The following is a 24,631-nucleotide window of genomic DNA, read 5'->3' on the forward strand; positions in this document are numbered from 1 at the left end:
ATTTATACTTTTCTTGGTTTGATATTCATAATAATTTTAAATTTCCTTCTGTAACAAATTTAGTTTAATTGTGTTGTCGGAAATCTATAAATTAGAAGATAATTGTAAACGATGTGTTATGTGTTGGCTGAAGAAGTATGGGTTGTCAAAATTTCCATCTATTTTGTTGAGGAAACAGAAGTATGAAGCTTGGTGAACACTTTATTAATATTCTGGGTGGCTTAGATTCTGTTCCAAGTATTCAGTATCTCTGGAAAGAAGCACAGGAATATGTAGTAAAAAATGACGTGAGGATGATTAAAAAATATCAGAATCTAATTCTTGTTTTACATAATTCATTCGTTTCTCCTGAAACAAAAATGGGCGATGGTGTAAGCTTTGGATATGGTGGTATTGGTGTTGTATTACATAAAAATTGTGTGATCGGGAATGGTGTCAGCATTTCTCAAAACGTGACGTTGGGAGGAACCCCAGGATCAGTATCTAAAGATGAAAGTGGTAAAAACTTCTTTGTACCGATCGTGAAAGATAATTGTTACATAGCCTGTGGTTCTAAGGTGTTGGGGGTAGTTGTGTTAGAGAAGTTTACTGTTATTGGTGCGAATTCTGTTGTGTTATCCAATACCGAACCATTTTCAGTGTATGTTGGTAATCCAGCAAGAAAGGTAAAAAATATAAGAAAAGAAAATTGCTTAAAATACCGCGGCTTCTTTCGTTCTCTTCAGTTGCTAAATGACATTGAATATACTTTGTTGTTTCCTAGCTGAGGATCTTTTATTAATTATTAATTTAAGTCGGCGGGAATTTTGTTATTGTTGTTTTTTGAGCGGATGAAATATGCTTGCGTAGTTGAGTTAATTTGGCAATTATAATTAAAAATTATAGCATTCCTTGGTGTTTTTGCTTGATTAATTCTTTTTGAAGTTAATGGACATTTTATTTTATTATGAATTTAAGAAAATTAGAGGATGCAGAGCTAAAGCTCTGCATCCAAGATAAACTGCAGTTGTTCTCAAACCAATCAACCAACAAAGATCTTGGCGAGAAGTTGGTTGTCAACAAGCAGCTTGAGTTGGCACCTTTTAAGGCGGTCAAATTTCAGGGCTGGTGTAACTGGGAGCAAAACCCACTTAACAACCGCAGTTGGCAGTGGCGTCTCAATTGGCTGTCGTTTCTGTCTTACCTCATGGCTTACCATCGTGCCTCTGGCGATGAGGCGGTGCTGGACTCGGCCCGCGAGGCGATTCAGTCATGGTTAGATACCTACCTAGAAACTGATACTAGCTATCCATTTGAGTTTATCTGGCATGACCATGCAACAGCATTACGTGCAGAGCAATTGATTTTCTTTTTATATTACTGTCGTGAATCTGCTTCTGAGTGGGCGAATAGACATGCTGGTTTTTTAATCTACATTGAGCAGGCATTACTAGTTCATGGTCAGTGGCTTGCTAAGGATAGTTTTTATTCTGAGCACACGAATCATGGGCTTGAACAGGCACGGGTTCTGCTTTTGCTGGGCACTGTCTATGATGGTGAACAGGCACAGCAGTGGCAGCAGATTGCCATACAGAGAATTAAAAGTGAATTAGAATTTGCCTTTACATTTGAAGGCGTTCACGTTGAGAATAGCCCTGCCTATCATATATTCGTCTTTAAGGTATTTCTTGGAATAATTAAAGATTATCCAGAAGAGGTCTTAGGTGATCTTGCTGAACAGTTTAATCAATTTTCTGCGAAAGCACTTAGTTTTGTAACCAATATATTGCGTCCAGATGGAAGGCTTCCACCAATAGGTGATACAGAACAGCTACCAACATCTGATGCATATAAAGAGATGTTTGGGCATCGTTTAGAGTACCAGTATTTTCTTTACTCACTTACACAAGGCAAACAAGGTGTCAAACCGCCAATACTTAACAAAGTCTACCCTAGGTCTGGTTACGCAATATTTCGTAATGAATGGCCGGCTAAAGAACACTATCAAAAAGCCTTTCATCTAATTGTGAAAGTGGGTTGTTCCAGTCGTTATCATCATCAGCAAGATGAAGGTCACATTAGTTTGTATGCCGGTGGTGAAGATTGGCTGATCGACTCTGGTTTATATAACTACATTAATAACGATCCAGTTCGTAAGTATATGCGTGGTCGTCCTGGTCATAATGTTCCAATCATATCTCATGCAAGCTATTCGAAGGAGTTTGAGCATCGTTTATCTGCTTGGAAGGTGTCTGAGTTTTCGGAGTCAGATACCAAACCAAATATAAAAATGCAACTTGATGTGCTCACACCTGTTTTTCATGAACGAAATGTTACTTTTGATTCACAAAATAAACTGGTTGAAGTTCAAGATAAAATTTTAGCTGACGATGAGCAGTCTAGGAATATAACTCTGCAATGGCATTTCCCAAAAGACAAAACTTTGTCGATCAATAACAATCAAGTACTGGTTACCAGTGATACAGGTAATCAGTTAGCTATCGAGTTTGAAGGTGATACGCCGGATGATCTTTCTGTAGTCTCCGGCCGTAAGGAGGATCGTGTATTTAGCTGTATCTCTTATAAAGCCAATCAAGTTGAACCTAGTCAACTCCTTAGAGTGGTTTTTAAGGAGCGAAATCAGCTAAATGTGACTACACGCTTCCATTTTGATATGGCGGATATGTACACCATTCCACTGCAAGTACATGATCAAATACCTTTATATTCCTTAGAACAACTTTTAGGAGCTACCAATAATGATGAACCTATATTAACTTCCGTTTTATTAGGTGATTCGCCGGCATGCTTGGCACTTGCAAAAGTACACCGTAATCAAGGTATAGGACATTTGCAATTAATAGTGAATGAGAAAAAATCATGTGACCATATACTGAAAATCTTAGAGACGAACTACCTTACAACATGGGTGAAATGCCATGTTGTGCAGATTTCAAAGCAGCCGCCTATTACGATTGATAAAAAAGTTTTATCAGGTGTTGAAGGGGTGGGAAGGTTAGTTGTTACAGATTCTGGTTTCAATGAGAAAAATTTGACAACAGTGTTACTCACTATGCTACCTATGCTAGTCAAACGTATGACAAAATCTGGTGAGGTGTGGATCAGTGTGGAACTTTCAGATCAGTTAAAAAGTCTGTGTGCCGCTCTTGCAAAAAATCGAGGTTTGAAAGTTTTCTTTTTCTATGGCGTGAGTGGTTTTTAAGGTGGTGTTCTATGATTGCTGATGACAAAAATAATCCTAAAATTGAAGCTGATGATAAAGGCTTGACTGATCTAGTAGTAGCAGATACTGAGTGCAATGATAATGAGGATGATCTTGCAATACGTTTGCAGTGTTTAACTATTGAATTTGCGCGAGAAAGAGCTTTGTTATCAGAAAAGATTAGCCAACTTCAAGAAGAAAATGACCAGCTTAAATTTCGAATTGAAGAGCTAATCTGTTCAAGTGATGTAAATTCTATAAAAAGCCCTTTAAGGGTTGATGCAACTAGACATCCTGAACATCTTTTAGGGTTAGATTTTTCTATACCTTCTGATTCTGATTCTTAGTCTTGTTTATCTGAAAGTTCAAACAGTTTCTTAAAGAATCCACTATAATCCTATCGCTTCTTCAGTTTAGATCAAACAAACACCCGTAACTCTGACATTACATAAGATTACAGTATTATTAAAACTATTTTTCTATTTTATTATAATTAGGCTCATCATGTCCAATGTTGAAAGTTGCATAAGGCTATGCATCGAAAATAAAATTTATACTATTGTTATGCCTGATTATGAAGTGGATTATATTCAGAGTACAATTTACGAAAGCAAAAGGCCTTATGAGTATGAAATGCTACAAGTTATTAAAAAGGGGCTTTCCGATAATGATTTGTTTGTAGATGTTGGTGCTAATATTGGTAATCACTCATTGTATTTAGCCTCAGTAGCAGGTTGTAAGGTGGTTGCATTCGAACCAAATAAGCGCTTGTATGAACCGTTTTGTAAAAGTGTAGAATTAAATAGCTTAAATGATCGGGTTAAAGTTTTTAATATCGGGCTTGGTCAAGCTGTATCTAAAGCAAAACTTATTAATCTTGATGATAGGAATCTTGGCGCACAATCATTACAAATCTCCGAAACAGGTAAATGTGATATTTCAGTTTATCCATTGGATCAAATTTCATTTGATGCGAGAATTACAGTTCTAAAGATTGATGTGGAAGGAATGGAATTTGAGGTATTAATGGGGGCGAAATCTAAAATCTTAACAGATAAACCCTTACTTATAGTTGAGGCAGCCGACACCAATGCTTTCGATAAAATACGAGGTTTTGTTGAGGAATGTAATTACGTCTATTGCCATTCTTTTAATGGAACACCAACACATTTTTTTATACATCAAGATGAAATCAAAGACTCTCCATGGAAATTTTTGTTTTTTGATAATGCAAAATCATTTTATCAAATGCGGCATTATCATAAAAAACTTAAAAAAGCTGTTAATGTTTTAAGACAATTAAAAGTTAAAGGTTGGTAAGCACCTTAACAAAGCTTTGAAGCGACCAACACAAACAAAGGATAGAAAATGCAGTATTTTGGCACCGACGGTATCCGTGGCTTTGTAGGCCAATTCCCCATGACACCAGACTTTATCATGAAGCTTGGATGGGCTGCGGGCAAAGTTTTAGGGGCAGAGGGTACACAAGAAATTCTAATTGGCAAAGATACGCGCGCCAGTGGTTATATGATCGAATCTGCGCTGGAGTCGGGTTTATCCGCAGCGGGTGTCAATATCGCTCTAGCAGGCCCTTTACCCACACCAGCAGTGGCTTACTTAACCTCTACCTTCCGTGCGGATGCTGGGGTGGTAATTAGTGCGTCACACAATCCTTATTACGATAACGGTATTAAGTTTTTCTCTAACGAGGGATCAAAGTTATCGGATGCACAGCAACAAGCGATTGAGAAGATGCTGCAACATGCACTTGAGCATGGCATAGAGTGTGTGGCATCGGAACATTTAGGCAAAGCTCGCCGTATCGAAGACGCCGCTGGGCGCTATATCGAATACTGTAAGCGCAGTTTCCCGAGCCATTTACAACTGACGGGCTTAAAAATCGTTGTGGACAGTGCTAATGGCGCCGCTTATAAGATTGCTGCTAAGGTGTACCGTGAGCTGGGTGCCCAAGTTATCAGTATTCATGATCAACCAAATGGTATCAATATCAATGCGCAGTGTGGCGCAACCTCATTATCCAGTCTTGTTGAGGCGGTGAAGAATCATCAAGCGGATATCGGCCTTGCTGTTGACGGTGATGCAGACCGTATTATGCTAGTCGACCATACTGGAGCTGTTGTAGACGGTGATGAGATTCTCTGGATACTGGCTCGGGATGCCCAAAGAAAGGGGTATGAGGGGGGAGTTGTGGGCACGCTGATGGCAAATTTTGGTTTAGAGTTGGCATTGCAATCACTTAAGATTCCGTTTGTCCGTGCCAATGTAGGTGATCGTTATGTGATGGAGCAGCTAAGTAAAACAGGCTGGCGTATTGGAGGCGAGGGGTCTGGTCATATTCTTTTGCTAGATTATGCTCAAACAGGTGATGCAATAGTGGCATCGCTGCGTGTATTGGCATTAATGGTTGAGCAACAAGCCTCTTTAGCGGTTTTGAAGCAAGGTATGCAAAAACTGCCTCAAGTATTAATTAACGTAAAATACCAAGACACCGGTATTAATCCTCTCGACACACGCCCTATGCGTGAACGGTTAGTGAGTATTGAGAATCGTTTAGGTCAAAATGGGCGAGTGCTATTAAGAAAGTCAGGTACAGAGCCTTTGATTCGAGTAATGGTCGAGGCGACCTGCAGAGAAACAGCACAAGACTGCGCTGAAGCGTTGGTTGAAATGTTAGTGTAATGTAAAGCTGTTTCATTTTTATACTTGATGTGTTTTCTAAAGGAATTTAAACATGTGCGGAATTGTTGCGGCCAATGCATCGGTCGACAGTATTGATTTTTTAATCAGTGGATTGAAACAACTAGAGTATCGTGGATATGACTCAGCGGGTTTAGCGGTACTAGGTGAAAGAGAACCTCAGCGGTTTAGAGCGCTGGGGCGTGTTGCAGAATTAGAAGCATTAACCAAGCACAAAAAGCTGAGGGGGCTTTAGGCATAGCCCATACACGCTGGGCAACTCATGGTGTTCCTGCCGAGCGTAATGCGCATCCGCATATCTCTGGTAAACTGGCCTTAGTGCATAACGGTATCATCGAAAACTATGCGGAATTAAAAACGCAACTTCAAGCCTTAGGTTATGAGTTTACTTCGGATACGGATACTGAAACTGTCGCGCATCTAATCGAGTATCAATTAAAATCCCATCCAGATCTATTGATGGCTGTTCAAGTGGCCTTAACTCAAGTGAAGGGTGCTTATGCATTGGCCATTATTCATCAAGATTTTCCTGATCAACTGATCGTGGCACGTGAAGGGTCTCCCTTAATGCTCGGAATCGCTGATAATGGCATCTATGCCGCTTCTGATGCGTCTGCTTTGATCAGTGTGACTCGTCGTTTGATCTATTTGGAGAACGGTGACATTGTTCGTATTCAGCAAAACCTGCTTGAGATCCATGATGCGAAGGGCAAAACAGTCGAGCGCCCAGAAACCTTGTCACAGCTTTCAGCAAGTGCAGTAGAGTTGGGACCATACCAGCACTTTATGCAAAAAGAGATGTTCGAACAGCCACAAGCGTTAGGCAATACCTTAGAAATGCTCAGTGGTATGGCGCAGCTAGATCCGGGTTTATTTGGCGCTCAGGCGGCTGACATCTTTTCTCAGGTTGATTCTGTGTTAATTGTTGCCTGTGGAACATCAAGTTATGCCGGTATGACTGCTAAATACTGGATTGAGGACTTAGTTGGCATTCCCTGTAGTGTTGAAATTGCCAGCGAGTACCGTTACCGAAAGACCGTAGTGAATCCTAATCAGTTAGTGGTTGTAATCTCACAATCCGGTGAAACGGCTGATACGTTAGCGGCTTTACAAGAGGCCAAAGCGCTTGGTCATAAATTTACCTTAGCAATCTGTAATGTTCCTGAATCTGCTATCGTGCGTGAAACGGCGTTACGCTTCATTACCCGAGCGGGTCCAGAAATAGGCGTTGCATCCACTAAAGCTTTTACTACACAATTGGCAACGTTGTTTGTATTAACCTTAGTTTTAGCAAAGCAACATGGGCGTTTGTGCGCTGACTCAGAACAACAATACTTACAAGAGTTGCTGCACTTGCCTCTCGCCGTTGAAAAAGTATTGGCATTAGAGCCAGAAATTAAAAACTGGTCCGGGCATTTTGCTGATAAACACCACGCATTATTTTTAGGGCGTGGGTATCACTATCCGATTGCATTAGAAGGAGCATTAAAGCTAAAGGAAATTTCATACATTCATGCTGAGGCCTATCCAGCAGGTGAGTTGAAACATGGGCCTTTAGCACTTGTAGATGCCAACATGCCTGTTGTAATCGTTGCGCCTAATGACAGCTTGCTTGATAAACTAAAAGCCAACATGCAAGAGGTGAGTGCCCGTGGCGGTGTTCTCTATGTGTTTGCAGATGCAGATACGGCAATAGACTCCAGTGAAGGGGTAGTAGTTTTAAAAATGCCGGAGCACTATGGGCTTTTGTCGCCAGTGTTGCATGTTGTGGCTCTTCAGCTCTTGGCTTATCATGTCGCTTTAGTAAAAGGAACAGATGTCGACAAACCTCGTAATTTAGCTAAAAGCGTCACCGTCGAGTGAGTCAGTGTTTGCAGGGAATTTAATATGTCATTAGAAGTGATTATTTTAGCGGCGGGTAAAGGCAGTCGTATGCAATCAGCCTTGCCGAAAGTACTTCATCCTCTCAAGAGTAAACCCTTGATACAATGGGTTATAGAGAGCGCAAAAAAACTAAATCCACGCCAAATTCACCTTGTTGTTGGCTATGGTGCCGATCAAGTTAAAGCAGTTGTCAAGGATGAAGGTATTCAGTTTGCGTCACAACACGAGCAATTAGGAACAGGTCATGCAGTTGCTCAAGCGATGCCTCTGGTCAATGAACACAGTCAGGCTTTAATTCTGTATGGTGATGTCCCACTCATTTCTGCGATCACACTTAATCAGTTGCTCACATGCGCGACTGTGCCGAGTGTTGGGTTGTTAACCGTCGTCTTGGATAATCCGAAAGGATATGGACGAGTCCTTAGAAATAGCAGCGGCGAAGTGGTTGCGATTGTAGAGGAAAAAGATGCGAATGACGAACAGAAGTTAGTACGTGAGGTCAATACCGGAATCATGACTTTACCTGCGAGTTTGCTCAAGTCCTGGTTGCCAAAACTATCGGCAAATAATGCTCAAGGAGAGTATTATTTAACAGATATCATCTCAATTGCTAAAGAGCAGGGTATACCTATTCACGCTCAGCAGGCCTTATCAGCGGAAGAGGTCGAGGGTGTCAATACGCTTGAGCAGTTGGCAAGTCTTGAGCAGCGGCTGGATGATTAAATCTTTGCTACCAGTAATGCCTTGTAATTAAATGAAAAATGAGTTTTAAAATGACAAAATGTAGCTTTTCTGAAGGGAATTTGTATTATAGACAGGGTGAGTACACGAAAGCATTGAACAGCTACACTCAATCTGTCATTGAGCTTCCATCCTTTAAATACTCATATACTAACTTCTCGTTTGCTGCGATGAGATCAAATGTGCGTGCAGACGATATACATTTGCTTTTGCGGAGTATGTATTCTTTTCCTATAGATCTTGAAAATGACTATGCGCTTATTAAAAAGTCAAAATTAGTCAATGGGAAATGGTACAGAGAGGAATATAGAGAGTTTTTACCAAAGGGGGTTGATCCAATCCTACACTATATGGTCATTGGTTGGCGGCTTGGATTTAACCCATGTAAGCGTTTTGATACAATTTTTTATTTACAGAACTACGCCTTAGATGTAAATCAGAATCCTCTGGTTCATTATTTGAAAGAAGGTAAACGAAAGGGATATAAAATTAAGGGGGCTGAATCAAACCTTACCAATAATTTATCTGTTCAATTATGGAATGGACACTCTATTTCGGCTTTAAAAGAGCTTGAAAAAGTATATAAGGATACAGATTCAAAAGAAGAGTCGCGCTGGTGGGCAATGTGGCACACAGCACGTTGGTTGTATTTTTGTGGGGAAATAGAGAAGGCATTAGAATTTGCTTGCGAAATGCAGGGGTTAGTTTCCGCAAACAAATCTCGTAAGGAAACAGTATATCTTAGCTTTTTTTGCCTCATGAGCTTAGGGCGTCCTAAAGACGCGTATCAAGTACTTAAAGCGTATATTGATTTGCACCCTAAGGATGCAGATGCTCATTTTGCATTGTCAAATTCTTTGGATCGTGATATTGACCGACTGGAAATGATCAACCACGCATTATCGATTCATGGGTTTAGTAAAATACGTATTAAGGATGAAACTAAGCCATTATCTATTGCAAACGTTCGAGGTGAACCTCTTCCAGTAATTAAAGGAAGTAAGAAAGTCTCAATAATCATGCCTATATACAGTGCAGGCGAGCAAGTGCGCATTGCAATTGAGTCCTTGCTCGAGCAATCGTATGACAATATTGAGATTATTGCGGTTGATGATTGCTCTCCAGATAACACATTTGAGATTCTTAAGGCTTTAGAGAAAGAAGACCCTCGCATTAAAGCCATACAGCCGCCAGTGAATGGTGGTGCTTATGCTGCGCGTAACTTTGGTTTAAAGTTTGCTACTGGGGAGCTCTTAACAACGCACGATAGTGATGACTGGTCCCACCCACAAAAAATAGCAACACAAGTTGCGTTCTTGGAAACGCATCCCGAAGTTAAGGGTTGCTCTGCACATTGGATTCGAGCTCAGCAAAACCTCCTGTTTACACAGAATTGGCGCCCTAATAACTGTTTAACCCACTGGAGTCAGTCTTCTTTTATGTTTCATAGAGATGTATTAGACACGATTGGTGAATGGGATCATGTTCGCATAGGTGGTGATACAGAATATATTTGGAGAATGCAGGCCCACTACGGCAAAAAAGCCTTTGCAAAGATTTTTGATGATACCCCTCTTGCGTTTGCGCTTGATGAGGAGTCCTCCTTGACGCGTACTAAGGCAACTCATGTTAGAACAGTTTACTTTGGGCTTCGACATATATATCGAGAAATTTGTGCTTGGTGGCATGCATCAAATGAAAAATTAAATATCAATGATGCAAAAAAAAATCGGGCATTTCCAGCTCCTCGTAGTATGTTTGAGAGATCTGATGACCCATTAAAATTCGATATTGTGATTGCAGGTGATTTTTCACGGTTGGAGGACTGCAAAAAAGTAGTGAAACACTTAGCTACAAACCCCAAGCAAAAAGTTGCCCTTTTTCATTGGCCTAGCTTCCATAAAGCTCCAGAGTCCTTGTGCACACTTTACTTTGAGCAACTTGAACAGGGTAAAGTTGAGCCCGTTGTCATGGGACAAATTGTTGAGTGTAATGAGTATAGAATAACAGATAAAAGTCTGATTGATTACCCACTTGATGGGTATCCTGATTTTATTGGATTCAAAATGTGGGGTGTTATTTGAGCAAAAATCGGGTTGATGAACTTTTATCCGCACTAGCACGAGCGGATGAAAGGCTAAAGATTGAGAAGGAACAGAAAAGCATCATATCGAATCAAATTGCTACTGCTGTTCAGCATCTATCGAGTGATGTACGTAGATCTGTATTAGAAGAAATGGTCGCTTTACTAAGGATTGATGAGCTAACAGAGAAAAATACAAGGCTATTAAGTCAAAATAAAATTCCCTTAAAAAATGCATCGTCATTTCAACAGCTGCTTGTTCAAGCAACTCGCAGAAGACAATTGTTTGATTTTCAGCCAGAATGGAAACTGAATAATAAGCGACATGCATATGAATTTATTGACAAGCTAGGAGTGAAAAGACCAAAGACCTATGCATACAATCAACCGATTAATAAAATAGTACCTATTAATGGATCGGTTTTAAAACCTGAAAATGGCTCATCTAGTCATGGGGTTTTTATTTTTGATGAATTAGGTGGTGTTTTTGAAGTGCGAACAGGAGAAAGTTTTTCTTCGGTTCAGAATGCTTTAGATAAAGCCACGGATTTGATGAAAAGTGGTATTATTAAAAAAGATTCTTGGTTGTTAGAAGAGTTTATTGGTGATTTTGATGAAGGTGCATTAGTTCCACCCGTGGATTTAAAATTTTACTGTTTTTACGGTGAAGTCGGGTTTGTTCTAGAGGTTGAAAGGGCTAATGAAACTCGATATTGCGAGTGGATGCCAGATGGCAGCCTAGCGAGCACAGGTCGTTATAAAGATAAATCTTTTATTGGTAGTGGTTTTAGTGCCAGACATTTAGAAACGGCGAAGCATATCAGTAAAGAAATTCTGACACCGTTTATGCGAATTGATTTTATAAAGAGCAGAAAAGATTTTGCTTTTGGCGAATTTACTCCCAGACCTGGTCAGTTTTCATCTTTTAATCAGGAATTTGATAGATACTTAGGAGAGTGTTACTTGTCTGCTGAAGCAAGACTTTTTTCATACTTCTATAAAAACAGTAAAGTTAAGAGCTGAAAATGGAAAATGACAGTTTTGTTCTGATAGAAGAAGAGCTTTCTAAAATCCGAAATTCTTTTAAGGAAATTGATTCTCATATAAAAAGAATGGCCAAGTCAGGTGATTATGATAGCCTTAATAGTCTTAGGAAAAGGATTAAAAGGCTAAGCATAGTGCCTCCGGTTTCACATTCGTTTACTGTTGTGTTGAATGATTTGTTCTCTAAGTCATTCAAATTCCAAAGAATAGTTAATAGTAGTCTTATGGCCTCAATGGTCAGTAGTAGAAATAGAATTAATAGTAAAGCTGGTGGTAAAGATTTCTGTGCTGAACTGGGCTGTCGCTTACCAAAAACATACCTTACAAATGCTTCATACAGTGACGTCAGAAAATTTGATTTTTCTGTCATTAAGAATGGGTTTGTACTTAAGCCAGTTTTTGGAGCACAATCAAAAAATGTGCATGGTCTTTTGCAAAATAAAAGTGGAGTTGTTAAAGATGTTTTTTCGGGAAAGACTTTTAGCTCAATTGATCATGCATTGACTAGCATTGCTCAAAACTCACCGTCTGGTCTTAAGTGGGAAGTTGAAGAGCTTATTTTAAATAGCGAAGGCGACTGTTCTTATGATGTTAAGTTTTATACTTTTTATGGGAAAGTTGTTTTGGTGCTCCAAGTAAATCGTTGGGAGAAGAGAAGAGAGGACGTTTTCTTTGATAGAAATGGCAATTTGGTGCAGGCTAAAATATCCCGTTATTATAGATCAGATGGGAAAATAGTGAATCCACTTTTCAACGAGAGAGATATAGAACTAGTTGAAAAGCTAAGCACAGAGATTCCATTTCCTTTTTGTAGGATTGACTTTTTAGCCGGTAGAGAAGGTCTTTATTTCGGTGAGCTTACCTTCAATGCAGGGGGGCAGGTAGTTTCTACGATGAGTGGGATAAAGTCTTAGGTGAAGAGTTTGTGTTAGCTAAAAATAGATTGATTTTAGATCTACTAAATAACAAAGAATTTAAGACCTACAAAAAAATTTCTAAGTAAGGCTCGGAGATGCTGGATGTGAATATTCTTTTTATCGGTGGTAGTAATCTAGTTATACGAGATGGCTTGTCTGAAATGATACCCAAATCTTTAATGTCATCTGGTGTTGATGTTAAGAATGTATATAACATCGCTGTTGGCGCTACTACTTGTCTATTTGGTCTTGAGAATACACATCTCTTTGGGAAAAAGAATATCGATGTTATCTTTATAGAGTATGGTATTAATGATCTTCCTCTTTTTTCTAATGATAGAAAATTATGGGAGTACTCATTTTCCGCGTTGCTAGAATGTGTACGCAACAAGTACCCAAAGGCTCTAGTTGTAACAATTTTGCTTGGTCGTCGCAAAGAACGATTCTGGAAGAACCAATCGCTTATGCATGATAAAATGAAGCTTTTAACATCAAAGTATGGCGGTTTATCTGTCGATGTTGATAGCATGCTTAAAAGTAAGGCTGGCATTGTAGCCGCGTTCGATGATTTTTATCTAGATGATAGTCATTATAGTAGTCCATCTGTTACTAGCTATATATCACAACAAGTAGTATCTGAAATGTTGTTGGCACAATCAGTGAACTTTTTTTCTGATTCAATCAATGTAGCTATTGATCCACTTCCACGTCTTGATATCAGTAGCATTTCGGGGGAGATTAAATGCTTCGAAAATACAAGGTTTATGCAGAAAACCTCAATTCTAAATAAGAATGATAGCACAGTTGTACGTGTGAGAGGTATACCGGTAGGAGTTTCCTTTATTTCTGAGTATGAGTCTTGCTCGCTTTTAATAGAGGTTGATGGCTATAAGAAAATAATAAATACTAAAAGAAAAAAATCCTCTTTGGGGCGCTTTAGTTTTATTCTTAAGCACATCCCCTTGTATGGTTTTTTATCAAAAGATCTTGAAATAAATCGATGCTATGAAGTCAAACTGTCAGCGGTTGATATAAATAGTCCTGATTGGGATGATTCAATAATACAAAGCACTTATGGTATGGAGCCTGCGGACCATTCCACAAGTGGAAAAGTTTTCTTGTCACACATTACTTCGTGCTCTGGTACTAGGATTAATAAATGAATTGGGTAATAAAGACTATTAAGGATGAGAGATCATTTCAAAAATGGGGTGTTCCATCTGAGTTTTCTTCATTAAACAGTTTCGAAGATGCTGGTTGTATTGCAACGGGTGTCTATTCTATATATGAGCGTGGGGCACTAATAGACATTAATCTTGATGTTCAGAGTGGAAAACCGCTGTTAGTGTTTTTCAATGGCGCCCAAAAAAGAGATGTTGGTTTAAAGCTTCCTATCTTTTCAGGTTTAGGTGTTGCACCAAAGGGATTAGTTACAAGGCTTTCAATTAATGATCCTTGCTTGTATATGTCTGATGATATGAATATGGCATGGTATGTGGGAAGTAAGCATTATTCATTACAAAATGATATAATCCCACGTATCATTGATAAAATTATCACGGTTACTAATGCATCAAGCGTAATCTTTGTAGGCGGGTCCGCTGGAGGGGCAGCAAGTCTTTTTTACGCGAGGGCTTATCCAAATTCTTTCTGTATAACATCAAATCCGCAAACAAATATTCTTGACTATCATAGACCACACGTTAATAGGTTTTTAAAGAACTGTTTTGGTGTTGATAATGTTTCTATGGTTAAAAATAACCCCCGATTGATTGGTAGTCATGTTCTAAATATCAGGAAACATTACGGTGGTAGTGTTGTGAATCCTACTATTTACCTTCAGAATCTTCCCGATGAGCATCATGTAGAAAGGCACTATAAGCCATTCATGAAATCTCTTAAAGTAAAGATTCCTGATTCAGTTGGCACATATCAATTAAATAATAATCTTTTAGTCCACATTGGTGACTGGGGTAAAGGGCATAAAAGTGCTCCCCGTGATTTCTGGGCAGATATGATCCTGAAGGTTGTTGAAAAACAGGGTGAATGGATTGATATGTTTAAGAATGGTCGGAGTCCTGAGTTTTTATAAATTTTGTTTTTAGAATTATTATTTTCTCAGTTGTTGAGATTTTTTAAGATTGTTTCTCAATAATTGATTTTCTATTTTTATATTTTAAAGTGATTAAGAAATGAATAATATTAATATTGCCATTGCTGGTACTGGTTATGTAGGTTTGTCAAATGCTATGTTGCTTTCACAGCATCATAATGTTGTAGCAGTAGATATAGTGCCTGAGAAAGTAGAAATGCTTAATAATAGGATTTCTCCCATCGAGGATGCGGAAATATCTGACTTTCTTGCAAATCGAACCTTAAATTTTTTTGCGACCCTTGATAAAGAGTTGGCATATAAAAATGCTGATTTTGTTGTGATTGCAACCCCTACTGATTACGATCCAGAGACAAATTATTTTAATACTAAAAGTGTTGAGTCTGTCATACAGGATGTAATGTCAATAAACCCTAGTGCAGTAATGGTTATTAAATCAACTGTTCCTGTCGGTTATACATCGAATGCACGTGAAAAATTTAATTGCCCTAATTTAATATTCTCTCCTGAGTTTTTACGTGAAGGTAAAGCCTTGTATGACAATCTTTATCCATCACGTATTATTGTAGGTGAACAATCTGAGCGTGCACAGATCTTTGCTGGCTTGCTTCAAGAGGGGGCAGTTAAGAAAGATGCACCGATTTTATTTACAGACAGTACTGAAGCAGAAGCAATTAAGTTATTCTCAAATACGTATTTGGCAATGCGTGTATCCTACTTTAATGAGCTTGACACTTATGCAGCTGAGCACGGGTTGGACTCGCGTCAAATTATAGAGGGTGTTGGTTTAGATCCAAGAATAGGTGGACACTACAACAATCCAAGTTTTGGCTACGGTGGTTACTGTCTACCTAAGGATACTAAGCAACTTCTAGCTAACTATAAAGATGTACCAAATAATTTGATAGAGGCAATTGTAGAAGCTAACCGTACCCGTAAAGATTATATTGCAAGTGCAGTTTTAAAACGTAATCCCAATGTTGTTGGTATCTACCGCTTAGTTATGAAGTCTGGGTCAGATAACTTTCGTGCATCTGCAATTCAAGGCATCATGAAGCGTATCAAGGCAAAAGGGGTCGAAGTTGTGATCTATGAACCAGAGCTCAAGCAGGATGACTTCTTCCATTCAAAAGTTGTCCGTGACTTGTCAACCTTTAAAAAAATGTCTGATGTGATTATTGCTAATCGAATGTCAGAAAACTTATCTGATGTGGTTGAAAAAGTTTATACTCGGGATTTGTTCGGGAGCGATTAATTTCGTTCCTTTGCCATATCGTCCCTAGTGCATTCAGTATGCTACACTGTGCACTTGTGTGGAGCGCTAGGGATACCTCCAGCATAAGTCGACAATAAAGGAATAATAGGATAGCGTTGATGAAGACCTTTTTAGTAACAGGTGGTGCTGGATTCATTGGTTCGGCAGTCGTACGTGAGTTAATAAAGAATACTGATTTTACGGTTGTTAACGTCGATAAACTTACATATGCAGGCAATCTAGAGTCCCTAACTGAGGTGTCAGATAACGAACGCTACACCTTTATACATTCGGATATAGTCGATGCAGCTACAATGGCTGAGGTGTTCAGAACGTATCAGCCAGATATCGTTATGCATCTTGCAGCTGAGAGTCATGTTGATCGTTCCATTGATGGACCTGCCGTGTTTATACAGACAAATATTGTAGGGACTTACACTCTGCTCGAATCGGCGCGGGCGTATTGGATGGATTTAAAGTGCTCTCACCCTGAAAAGGCAGAAGCGTTTAGATTTCATCATATCTCAACGGATGAAGTTTTTGGTGATTTGCATGGAACTGATGATCTTTTTGTCGAATCTACGCCTTATGCTCCAAGTTCGCCTTACTCTGCGAGTAAGGCGAGCTCTGATCATTTGGTACGCGCTTGGCAACGTACGTTTGGTTTGCCAACTGTAGTGACCAACTGTTCAAATAACTATGGCCCCTATCATTTCCCTGAAAAACTCATTCCTTTGATGATTCTAAATGCATTGGCTGGAAAACCATTGCCCGTGTATGGGGATGGTAAACAAATTCGCGACTGGTTGTATGTTGAAGATCATGCAAGGGCGTTGATTCGAGTAGCGTTAGCGGGTGATATTGGCGAAACCTACAACATCGGCGGCCATAACGAAAAGCAAAATATTCAAGTGGTTACGTTGTTGTGTGAACTGTTGGATGAGATGTGCCCGAAGTCCGAGCCCTATGCCAAGCAAATTACTTTTGTTCAAGATCGACCAGGACATGACGTGCGTTATGCCATAGATGCCAGCAAAATAGCGCGTGAACTTGGGTGGACACCGCAAGAAACCTTTGAAACAGGTTTGCGAAAAACAGTTGAGTGGTATCTGAATAACACGGAATGGTGGCAGAGAGTGCTTGATGGGCGTTATCAAGGGGAGCGTTTAGGTATTTCAGGACATTAATCATGGCAAGCAATCGTATTTTAGTTTTAGGCGGAACTGGGCAAGTAGGATTTGAATTGGTTCGTGCGTTTTCATTGCTTGGCGATGTCAGAGCGCCTTCGCGTATAGAATTGGATTTAACGTCTGAATTAGCAGTTTCTAACTTTTTGGATCAGTTCCAACCTAGTTTAATTCTTAACGCCGCAGCTTATACGGCAGTTGATAAGGCTGAATCAGAGCCAGTTCTTGCAGATCGACTTAACCATCTATTGCCCGCTCAGCTTTCAAATTGGTCTGCAAAACATTCAGCTAAGTTGGTGCATTACTCCTCTGACTATGTTTATCCAGGGAATGGGCGCCATGCTTGGATAGAAACTGATTTAACAGCACCCTGTAATGAGTATGGGCGGACCAAGCTAAAAGGTGATCAGGCAGTGGAGTCATCTGGCTGTATGTATTTGATATTTAGAACCAGTTGGGTGTATTCGGCGCGTGGTCATAACTTTATGAAAACGATGCTTGCTTTAGGTAAAGAGAGGACATCACTTAAAGTTGTCAACGATCAAGTTGGTGCTCCTACTCCTGCACGTTTAATTGCTTTAGTGACGTTGCAAGCCTGTCTGAAGTCAGTTACTTCGGGTACTTATCACTTGGCTCCACGAGGAGAGGTGAGTTGGCATGGATTCGCACAAGCGATTTTTAAGTTTGCAGCAGTTGCAGGCATTAATTTAGCAATCACTCCTGATGCGGTTGAGCCAATACCATCCTCGGATTACCCAACTCCGGCCCAGCGCCCTCAAAATTCGCGTTTAAACCTTACACAGTTAGAATCAGCTCTGAATTGTGAATTACCCTCTTGGCAGTCACAGTTACAACTGACAATCGAGGAGTATTTGTTATGACTCAACAGCACAAAACGAAAGGGATTGTGCTTGCCGGTGGGTCGGGCACTCGATTACATCCGATTACGCTAGGCATATCTAAGCAGCTCTTACCTATTTATGATAAGCCAATGATTTACTATCCAATATCTGTCTTAATGCTATCCGGTATTCGAGAGATATTGATTATATCAACGCCGGATGATCTACCACAGTATCAAAAGCTATTGGGATCGGGCGAGCAGTTCGGAGTGCATTTTGAGTATGCCGTTCAGCCTAGTCCCGATGGTCTGGCACAGGCTTTTATTATCGGTGAAGAGTTTATTGGGGTTGACTCAGTATGTTTGGTCTTGGGAGATAATATTTTCCATGGCCAGCGGTTTTCTGAACAGCTCAAGCGTGCAGTTTCTCGCGATACAGGTGCAACTGTTTTTGGTTATTTGGTTCAAGATCCAGAACGTTTTGGTGTGGTTGCCTTTGATGATGAAGGCAATGCGCTTTCGATCGAAGAAAAACCAGCACATCCAAAATCTAATTACGCTGTTACAGGCCTTTATTTTTACGATAATGACGTCGTTGAAATCGCTAAAGCTGTTAAGCCATCTGCTCGGGGTGAGGTAGAAATTACGAGCGTAAATAATGCTTACTTAGAGCGTGGTGATTTACGGGTTGAGCGTTTAGGTCGTGGCTTTGCTTGGTTAGACACGGGTACACACGATAGCCTGATAGAAGCCAGTACTTATGTTCAAACTATAGAACATCGTCAAGGTTTGAAGATTGCGTGCTTGCAAGAAATTGGATGGAATCAAGGCTGGATCAGTGATGATCAGTTAAAAGTTCAAGGGCAATCACTGAATAAAACCCAGTACGGGCAGTATTTGTTAAACTTGCTTAAAACTGCTGTTTGATTTGTATATTTTAAAGAATAAAAGACACTGCTGGAGTTGTGTATGCCGGAGTTGGTAGGTTCCATGTCGTTTGGGCAGTCCAAAGTCACCACCGAATTGCTAAAAATGATAGGCTGCAAAAATGATGGAGAGAGCGTTTCAGATTCGTTTGTCGAAAAAGTGGCAAAGTGCCAATCGACAGTAATTCTGTTATACCGCCCACTAAGCGCAAGTTTACAATTTGCTTTGAATCAGTCAAAAGAGCTTGAATCGGAACTGACGGCTTGGACGGATCAAGCTGTATGCATTCTAAAGCTTGCAAAGTCGTATCGAAAACACGTTTTGTTGTTTCAAGAAAAGTTAGTTTCTGAAAATCCAAAAGCATTCATCGGCCAATGTCAAGCAAAGGGTCTTATAGATCAGGCCTTTGATTTCGAGTCTACCTCTACCTCATCGAAAGTATCTTACGTCTATGATCTGGTAGCGGCTGAAATTAAGCGCCGCCATCCAGCTATTTCTCGATTGGAAAGTCAATTAGAGGCCCTATCTATACCGCTTACCGAAGATGTTGATCAAACTCCTTATGATCCATTAGAGGTACTGGCTGAGCATAAGCAGTTGAGGTCTAGACGTGACCAGTTAAAAAGAGAGCTTGTTCAGGCTCAGGAAAAGATAAGTTCATTATCCGATAAGAATGTGTCATTGAGTGATAAACTCAAGCAAGCAGAGTTGAATGTTAATACTAAAAGTAAAGACTTTCTAGCTTTAGAGCAGCAGCATAAGAAGCTTACTGCTGAGCATGAGAAACTAAAAAAACAGAAGTCTGATTTAGATAAAGCTTTAGAAAATGCTAAATCTGACTTGTTAGCTTCTCACTCGCTCGTCGAAATGAATAATCATTTGGTTTCTCAATTGAATAATAGAGTTGGGACCTTGGAGGGTGAGCTTTCCAATGGAAATAGTGAAAACGCAGCACTTCTTAATCAGTTACACATTGTTCAAGAAACACTCGAGTCGAAAATAGTAGCACTTAATGAAAGCTTAGATAAGAACAAAACGCTTTCAGCTTCTTTGAATACGTCAGAGACAGATCTAAAGACAAAGCAGAAGCGCGTTGAAGAGTTAAATAAAAAATTAAAGGCACTTGAGCTTAGTTCATCAGACTTACAAGAGCAAAATAAAACTGTATTGAAACAGTTAAGTGCAGCGAAAAATGAAGTTAAATCAATTTCTGATAAGAATAAGCTTTTACAAAGTGAACTGGATGCAGCGCATCAATACAGTAAGCGCCTTTCTGATCAAAAAAATAGATTGACTAAAGCGTTAAGCTCTGTTGAAGAAAAATTAACGGAAGTGACTGAAGCATGGTCTGTAAGTGACCTAGAGTCTGCTCGATTGTCGGAGTCATTGCTGGCTATGCAAAATGAAAAAAGCGCATGGCTAACTGAGAAAACTTTACTTCATAGTGAAAATCATTCACTTAAAAAAATGCAAGAAGAACAGCGTATTCTTAATACTAAACTTGAAGAGCAAAGGTGCAAACTGGCTGCGTTTGAGTCAGATAGCCAGAAACATCTTGAAAAGTTAAGAACCGTTGAAACTGCCTTAAAAGAGAAACAAAAGATAGTTGAAGACTTAGAACTTTCTTTGCAAAACGAAAAAAAATTAACCAAGGATCTTAGAACTTCAGTAGACTCTGGGTTTGTTAAAAGTGTTGTGTCTAATAATAGTACAGACCTAGATAAAGATTCCATAAGTTTAAAGAACGAGAATACGTACTTATTAGAACAGTTGCATTCAGTGCAAGAGGAGCTTAAAGGTTATTTTGTCAAGTATAGTGGTGCAGAAAAACAAGAAGATCGTTTTGTTGCTTGCTTGCCTTCGCTTTTAGCTTTGTTACGGAAGTATCCTTACACTCAGTTGTCCAGAAAAAATCAGATGCAAATTGCAAACACTTTATTTGATTCTAAATGGTATTTAAGTACTTACCTCGATGTTGCACAGAATCCAACGAGTGCGAAAGATCCTTTCTCTCATTTTTTACACCATGGTTTTTTTGAGGGACGAAATCCAAACGCCGATTTAAATACAATGGCTTTTATTCGATCATATCCTGAAGTTTTATCAAGTGATCGACACCCTTTGTTGTTATGTGTTGAGCGGCTGAACCAAAACTAATTGGTGTAATTAAACAGATTATATGAGTCAAGTTATGTCTAAAAATACCGCGAATAATGTCTCAGCGAAGAGTATCTCAAAAATTGGGAAAGTAGCTGAAGTGAATCAGCACCTAGTGCAGGTTAATGCGTTAAACAAAATTATTGCATCTAAAGACCAACAACTAAAAGCAGCCAATGAGCGTCTGACATGCCTAGAATTATCTTTAAGCGATAGCCAGTCGTATATTCAACAAATTCAAGAACAGCTAGAGCAGCAGCTGGATCAGCTCCAAGCGGCAAACACAAGACAACACGAAACCGCTCAGCAGTTGCAAGAGCGCTTTGATGAAGTGGCCAGCTTAACTGCGTTGATTCAGCAGCAAGAAACGCAACTCGCTAATTTGAAAAAGGAGCAGGCGGCGCTCAATAAAAAAGCGGATGCTCAGGCCCAAGAAATTAAAACGCTAACACAGTCGAACAAGACACTTACAGCACAATTACAGACAAAAGCCAAGCAAGAAAAAGCGCTAGTGCAGGATGCTGAGCAGTTTAAGAAGCAAAAACTAGCGGTAGAGTCCAAGTTGAGTCAAGCTCAAGCAGCGTTAGAGCAAAGCAAAAAGTCAGCATCGACGGCCAATAAAAATAAAGAAACTGAAATTAAAGCCTATAAAAAGCGGATTGCTGAGCTTGAATCCTCCGTGACCAAGCAATCGGCTAATTTGCTTGCTGAGCAAAAGCGGGCACAAAAACTGGAGCGCCAGTTAACCATTCAGAAGATCACTTACCAAAACCCGGCAGAGGACTATTCAAAGCTGGAGTCCTTGTTGGTGAATCATCGCGCCTTGATGGCAAAAATGCATAAAACGCCCGGTGAGTTAGAGTTAATCGAGGCCCACCGTGAAGTGATTGCCAGCAGCGATTTCTTTGATGCCAAGTGGTACTTGGCGACCTATCAAGACCTGGCTAAGAACCCAAAAGCGGCTAAAGATCCTGCGCGTCACTTTTTATTGCACGGTGGTTTGGAAGGCCGTAATCCGAGCCCAAAATTTGATTCTGAGTTCTATCTGGCCCAGTACCCAGATGTATTTGAGTCTGGCATGAATCCATTACTTCATTATTTAGGGATAGGACAGTTCGAGAATCGATATGCCACTAAGCCCTAATCAGTTGCCGAAAGAGCTGCTTGATGTGCTGGTGTCAGAACAATTATTTGATGCGCAAGACTACGTAAAACGCTACCCCGATGTGCTCAAGTCCGGACTTGAGCCCTTGGAGCATTTTTTAGGCTACGGTTTGTATTTAAACCGTCGCCCAAGTGCTGCGTTTGACCCCAAAGTGTACTTAGATCTTCATCCAGACGTTAAAGCAGCGGGTGTGAACCCTCTTTTTCATTATTTAAAAAACGGAATTAAGGAAAAACGAGCAACCAGTCGAGTATCCCCCGTGGCCTGTGATTTTTATCTCTGGCGTGGGCTGGATAGCCTGTATGCACCGATTTTACAAGCGTTGATTGAAGACGCCTCCATTGCGGATGACGTGAGGTCTGCATACGCAGTGGTGTTGTGTCGCTGGTGGGCGTATCAGCAAAATTGGACTGAAGTGTCGGCTGTGTTGAAGCAAGCCTTACAGCTGAACACGGGTGCAAATAGCCATTTATATATTCTTTTTTATGCCCAGCTCTGCTTTGCCGAGCCCAAGCACTGGCAGGCCAAGACTCTAAAGGCGTGGTTAAGTAAGTCGCCATTTGTTCAGGTTGAAGCGTTTAATGTGAATTTGGCTCAGTCCAACCTTCTGGTATTGGATGAGTCTTTAAGTCCAAATGAACGAACCGCACAACGCTTAACGCTCATTAATCAGTGTTATCTAGAAAGTGGGTTAGCATTGATTTCATCAGATGCACCCGAGCTAAACTTGTCCGTACTTTCGACAAGCGTACCCAAGCGTTCAAGCATGGGGCTGCCATGGGTCTCTGTGATTGTGCCCGTGTTTAATTCGTCAGCCTATCTTGACGTCGCTGTGCGGAGTTTGGTGGCGCAAACTTGGCCGAATCTTGAGATCATTTTGATTGACGATGCCAGTACGGATGACAGTTTGGCCATTTGTCAGCGGCTGCAAGCGCAATATGCCTCCTCCACCTTACGTATAAAGGTGGAGGCAAATGCAACGAATCTAGGTGCCTATACGTCAAGAAACAAAGGCTTGGCATTGAGCACAGGCGATTACATAACGGTGCACGATGCAGATGACTGGTCGCATCCTCAAAAAATTGAGCTGCAGGTTATGGCCTTGCTTGACAATGCGTCGGCAAAGGGCAGTTTTTCGCATTGGGTCAGGTGCAACGATGATGTGATTTTTTCGCATTGGCGAACGGATCAGGGGTGGATTTATCGCAACACTTCATCTTTGTTGCTCGATCGATCGGTGTTTGAAGCACTGGGTTTTTGGGATCAGGTAACAGTCAATGCCGATACGGAATACTTGAACCGCATGCTTAAAGCCTTTGGCCCTAAAGCCTTGGTTGAGGTGTTGCCGGGTGTGCCGCTTGCATTGGGTCGCACAGAGCATGCATCCTTAACTCAAAATGAGACGACGCATCTCATTACTCAGTTCAATGGTCTCAGAAAGCTCTACCAAGATGCTGCCGCGCGTTGGCATCAGCGTGCATCCGCACCCCGCGATTTGTATATGCCACAAAACCCGGTTAAGCGTCCATTCTTGGCACCCAAAGACATGGTGTTGGATCAAACACGCCAAGCGGTTGAAACCTATCGAGCTGACGATGCATTGCAACAATCCGGCTGGTTTGATCCGGTTTGGTATGTGTATCGTTATCCCGAGGTGAGGGTACGTCCCCAAGACCCCTTCAGCCATTTTTGGAAGCAGGGGATCAATAAGGGGTATGATCCGGGCCTTTATTGAGTCTGAGCGGTTATCAGTTCATTCAACGCAATATCTCTGAACGTCACTTCCCTTGGCAAAGGGAAACGTTCATGGATGAAAGCCAGCGGATGACCTTACCCTTGTACAGCAAGACTCGGGATTTAGTCTTAGACCAGACGACGCTCGTGATAGTTTGCAGCTCGTTAAGCCCCAATCAAGAGAGGCTAACAGGTTGGATAACCGATCTTAAACGTCGGGGCTGTCAGTTGGTGCTCTGTGTGCCTGACGGGCAGGATGTACCTTGGCTTGAATCGGTATTACCCAGCGTTGATCTTTTGGTGTTTCTTCCAGCCTTAGTTAAGACGGATGCGAGACAACAAGTGTCTTTGGCGGCGGTATTCAGACTAGTGGAGGCAAACGCTGGGCGGGTCGATCATCTTGTCTTGTTCGAGACGGTGCTGCCCCTTGATGTGTCTGAGATGTCGAGTGTTTGTGATACACTCTATTTGATAACGGAGAAGGCACCGATGGATTTTGTCGTATCTGGTGATGTGGCTGATCATCAAGCCTTATTGTCGTGGTGTCATGCATTGGATGTCACGTTTGTGACGTCTGATGAGGCCCGTGCGAGTTGGGTATATTTCGGCCCAGTGGTTTCCTCAGAAATGTTTTTGTCAAATTTAGATGCATGTGAGAGTTGA

General features: G+C 40.6%; 19 protein-coding genes and 1 pseudogene. All 20 read left to right on the forward strand.

Annotation, left to right across the window (positions count from 1 at the left end):
- The first annotated feature begins 182 nt into the window (after window positions 1-182).
- The 20 genes and pseudogenes from D791_RS11250 to D791_RS11345 all read left to right on the forward strand — a co-directional run bounded on the left by D791_RS11250 (window position 183) and on the right by D791_RS11345 (window position 24,631).
- Entirely contained in the window at window positions 183-767 is a 585-nt protein-coding gene (locus D791_RS11250; RefSeq protein WP_051514451.1) for a serine O-acetyltransferase, read from the forward strand.
- A gap of 179 nt (window positions 768-946) precedes the next feature.
- A complete protein-coding gene (locus tag D791_RS11255; RefSeq protein WP_036511655.1) occupies window positions 947-3,202 on the forward strand; it encodes a heparinase II/III family protein in 2,256 nt (751 codons plus the stop codon).
- Window positions 3,203-3,213: 11 nt separating this feature from the next.
- Window positions 3,214-3,549 carry a hypothetical protein gene (locus D791_RS11260; protein WP_036511657.1) on the forward strand — a complete coding sequence of 112 codons (336 nt, stop codon included), beginning with the start codon at window positions 3,214-3,216 and terminating at the stop codon, window positions 3,547-3,549.
- 286 nt (window positions 3,550-3,835) lie between these two features.
- Window positions 3,836-4,522 carry an FkbM family methyltransferase gene (locus D791_RS11265; RefSeq protein ID WP_157682339.1) on the forward strand — a complete coding sequence of 229 codons (687 nt, stop codon included), beginning with the start codon at window positions 3,836-3,838 and terminating at the stop codon, window positions 4,520-4,522.
- Window positions 4,523-4,570: 48 nt separating this feature from the next.
- Window positions 4,571-5,902, forward strand: coding sequence for a phosphoglucosamine mutase (glmM, locus tag D791_RS11270; RefSeq protein ID WP_036511661.1), 1,332 nt, complete (start codon window positions 4,571-4,573; stop codon window positions 5,900-5,902).
- A gap of 52 nt (window positions 5,903-5,954) precedes the next feature.
- Window positions 5,955-7,783 (forward strand): annotated as a pseudogene (glmS, locus tag D791_RS11275) (glutamine--fructose-6-phosphate transaminase (isomerizing)).
- A 24-nt stretch (window positions 7,784-7,807) separates the two neighbouring features.
- Window positions 7,808-8,527, forward strand: a complete 720-nt coding sequence (locus D791_RS11280; RefSeq protein ID WP_051514452.1) for a sugar phosphate nucleotidyltransferase — start codon at window positions 7,808-7,810, stop codon at window positions 8,525-8,527.
- A gap of 38 nt (window positions 8,528-8,565) precedes the next feature.
- A complete protein-coding gene (locus D791_RS19010; protein ID WP_081763842.1) occupies window positions 8,566-10,629 on the forward strand; it encodes a glycosyltransferase family A protein in 2,064 nt (687 codons plus the stop codon).
- Window positions 10,626-11,651, forward strand: coding sequence for an ATP-grasp fold amidoligase family protein (locus D791_RS11290; protein ID WP_036511663.1), 1,026 nt, complete (start codon window positions 10,626-10,628; stop codon window positions 11,649-11,651). Before D791_RS19010 ends, D791_RS11290 begins: the two co-directional genes overlap by 4 nt.
- 2 nt (window positions 11,652-11,653) lie before the next feature.
- Window positions 11,654-12,586, forward strand: coding sequence for an ATP-grasp fold amidoligase family protein (locus tag D791_RS11295; RefSeq protein WP_036511665.1), 933 nt, complete (start codon window positions 11,654-11,656; stop codon window positions 12,584-12,586).
- A 98-nt stretch (window positions 12,587-12,684) separates the two neighbouring features.
- Window positions 12,685-13,752 (forward strand): SGNH/GDSL hydrolase family protein, encoded by a 1,068-nt coding sequence (locus D791_RS11300; protein ID WP_036511667.1) that lies wholly within the window; start codon window positions 12,685-12,687, stop codon window positions 13,750-13,752.
- Window positions 13,749-14,681 (forward strand): hypothetical protein, encoded by a 933-nt coding sequence (locus tag D791_RS11305; RefSeq protein WP_036511669.1) that lies wholly within the window; start codon window positions 13,749-13,751, stop codon window positions 14,679-14,681. Before D791_RS11300 ends, D791_RS11305 begins: the two co-directional genes overlap by 4 nt.
- A 109-nt stretch (window positions 14,682-14,790) precedes the next feature.
- A complete protein-coding gene (locus D791_RS11310) occupies window positions 14,791-15,957 on the forward strand; it encodes a nucleotide sugar dehydrogenase (protein ID WP_036511743.1) in 1,167 nt (388 codons plus the stop codon).
- Between the two features lie 119 nt (window positions 15,958-16,076).
- Complete coding sequence (rfbB, locus tag D791_RS11315) at window positions 16,077-17,144, forward strand: dTDP-glucose 4,6-dehydratase (RefSeq protein ID WP_036511671.1); 1,068 nt, start codon at window positions 16,077-16,079, stop codon at window positions 17,142-17,144.
- A gap of 2 nt (window positions 17,145-17,146) precedes the next feature.
- Complete coding sequence (rfbD, locus tag D791_RS11320; protein WP_036511673.1) at window positions 17,147-18,025, forward strand: dTDP-4-dehydrorhamnose reductase; 879 nt, start codon at window positions 17,147-17,149, stop codon at window positions 18,023-18,025.
- A complete protein-coding gene (gene rfbA / locus D791_RS11325; RefSeq protein WP_036511675.1) occupies window positions 18,022-18,912 on the forward strand; it encodes a glucose-1-phosphate thymidylyltransferase RfbA in 891 nt (296 codons plus the stop codon). The genes rfbD and rfbA overlap by 4 nt, the downstream gene beginning before the upstream one ends.
- Before the next feature lie 42 nt (window positions 18,913-18,954).
- Window positions 18,955-21,069 carry a hypothetical protein gene (locus tag D791_RS11330; protein ID WP_036511677.1) on the forward strand — a complete coding sequence of 705 codons (2,115 nt, stop codon included), beginning with the start codon at window positions 18,955-18,957 and terminating at the stop codon, window positions 21,067-21,069.
- Between the two features lie 34 nt (window positions 21,070-21,103).
- Window positions 21,104-22,213, forward strand: a complete 1,110-nt coding sequence (locus D791_RS11335; protein WP_036511679.1) for a coiled-coil domain-containing protein — start codon at window positions 21,104-21,106, stop codon at window positions 22,211-22,213.
- Window positions 22,197-23,969 carry a glycosyltransferase family 2 protein gene (locus D791_RS11340; RefSeq protein WP_051514454.1) on the forward strand — a complete coding sequence of 591 codons (1,773 nt, stop codon included), beginning with the start codon at window positions 22,197-22,199 and terminating at the stop codon, window positions 23,967-23,969. The genes D791_RS11335 and D791_RS11340 overlap by 17 nt, the downstream gene beginning before the upstream one ends.
- Window positions 23,970-24,040: 71 nt before the next feature.
- Entirely contained in the window at window positions 24,041-24,631 is a 591-nt protein-coding gene (locus D791_RS11345; protein WP_036511681.1) for a hypothetical protein, read from the forward strand.

It is taken from the genome of Nitrincola nitratireducens (assembly GCF_000585235.1).
Classification (GTDB): domain Bacteria; phylum Pseudomonadota; class Gammaproteobacteria; order Pseudomonadales; family Balneatricaceae; genus Nitrincola; species Nitrincola alkalisediminis.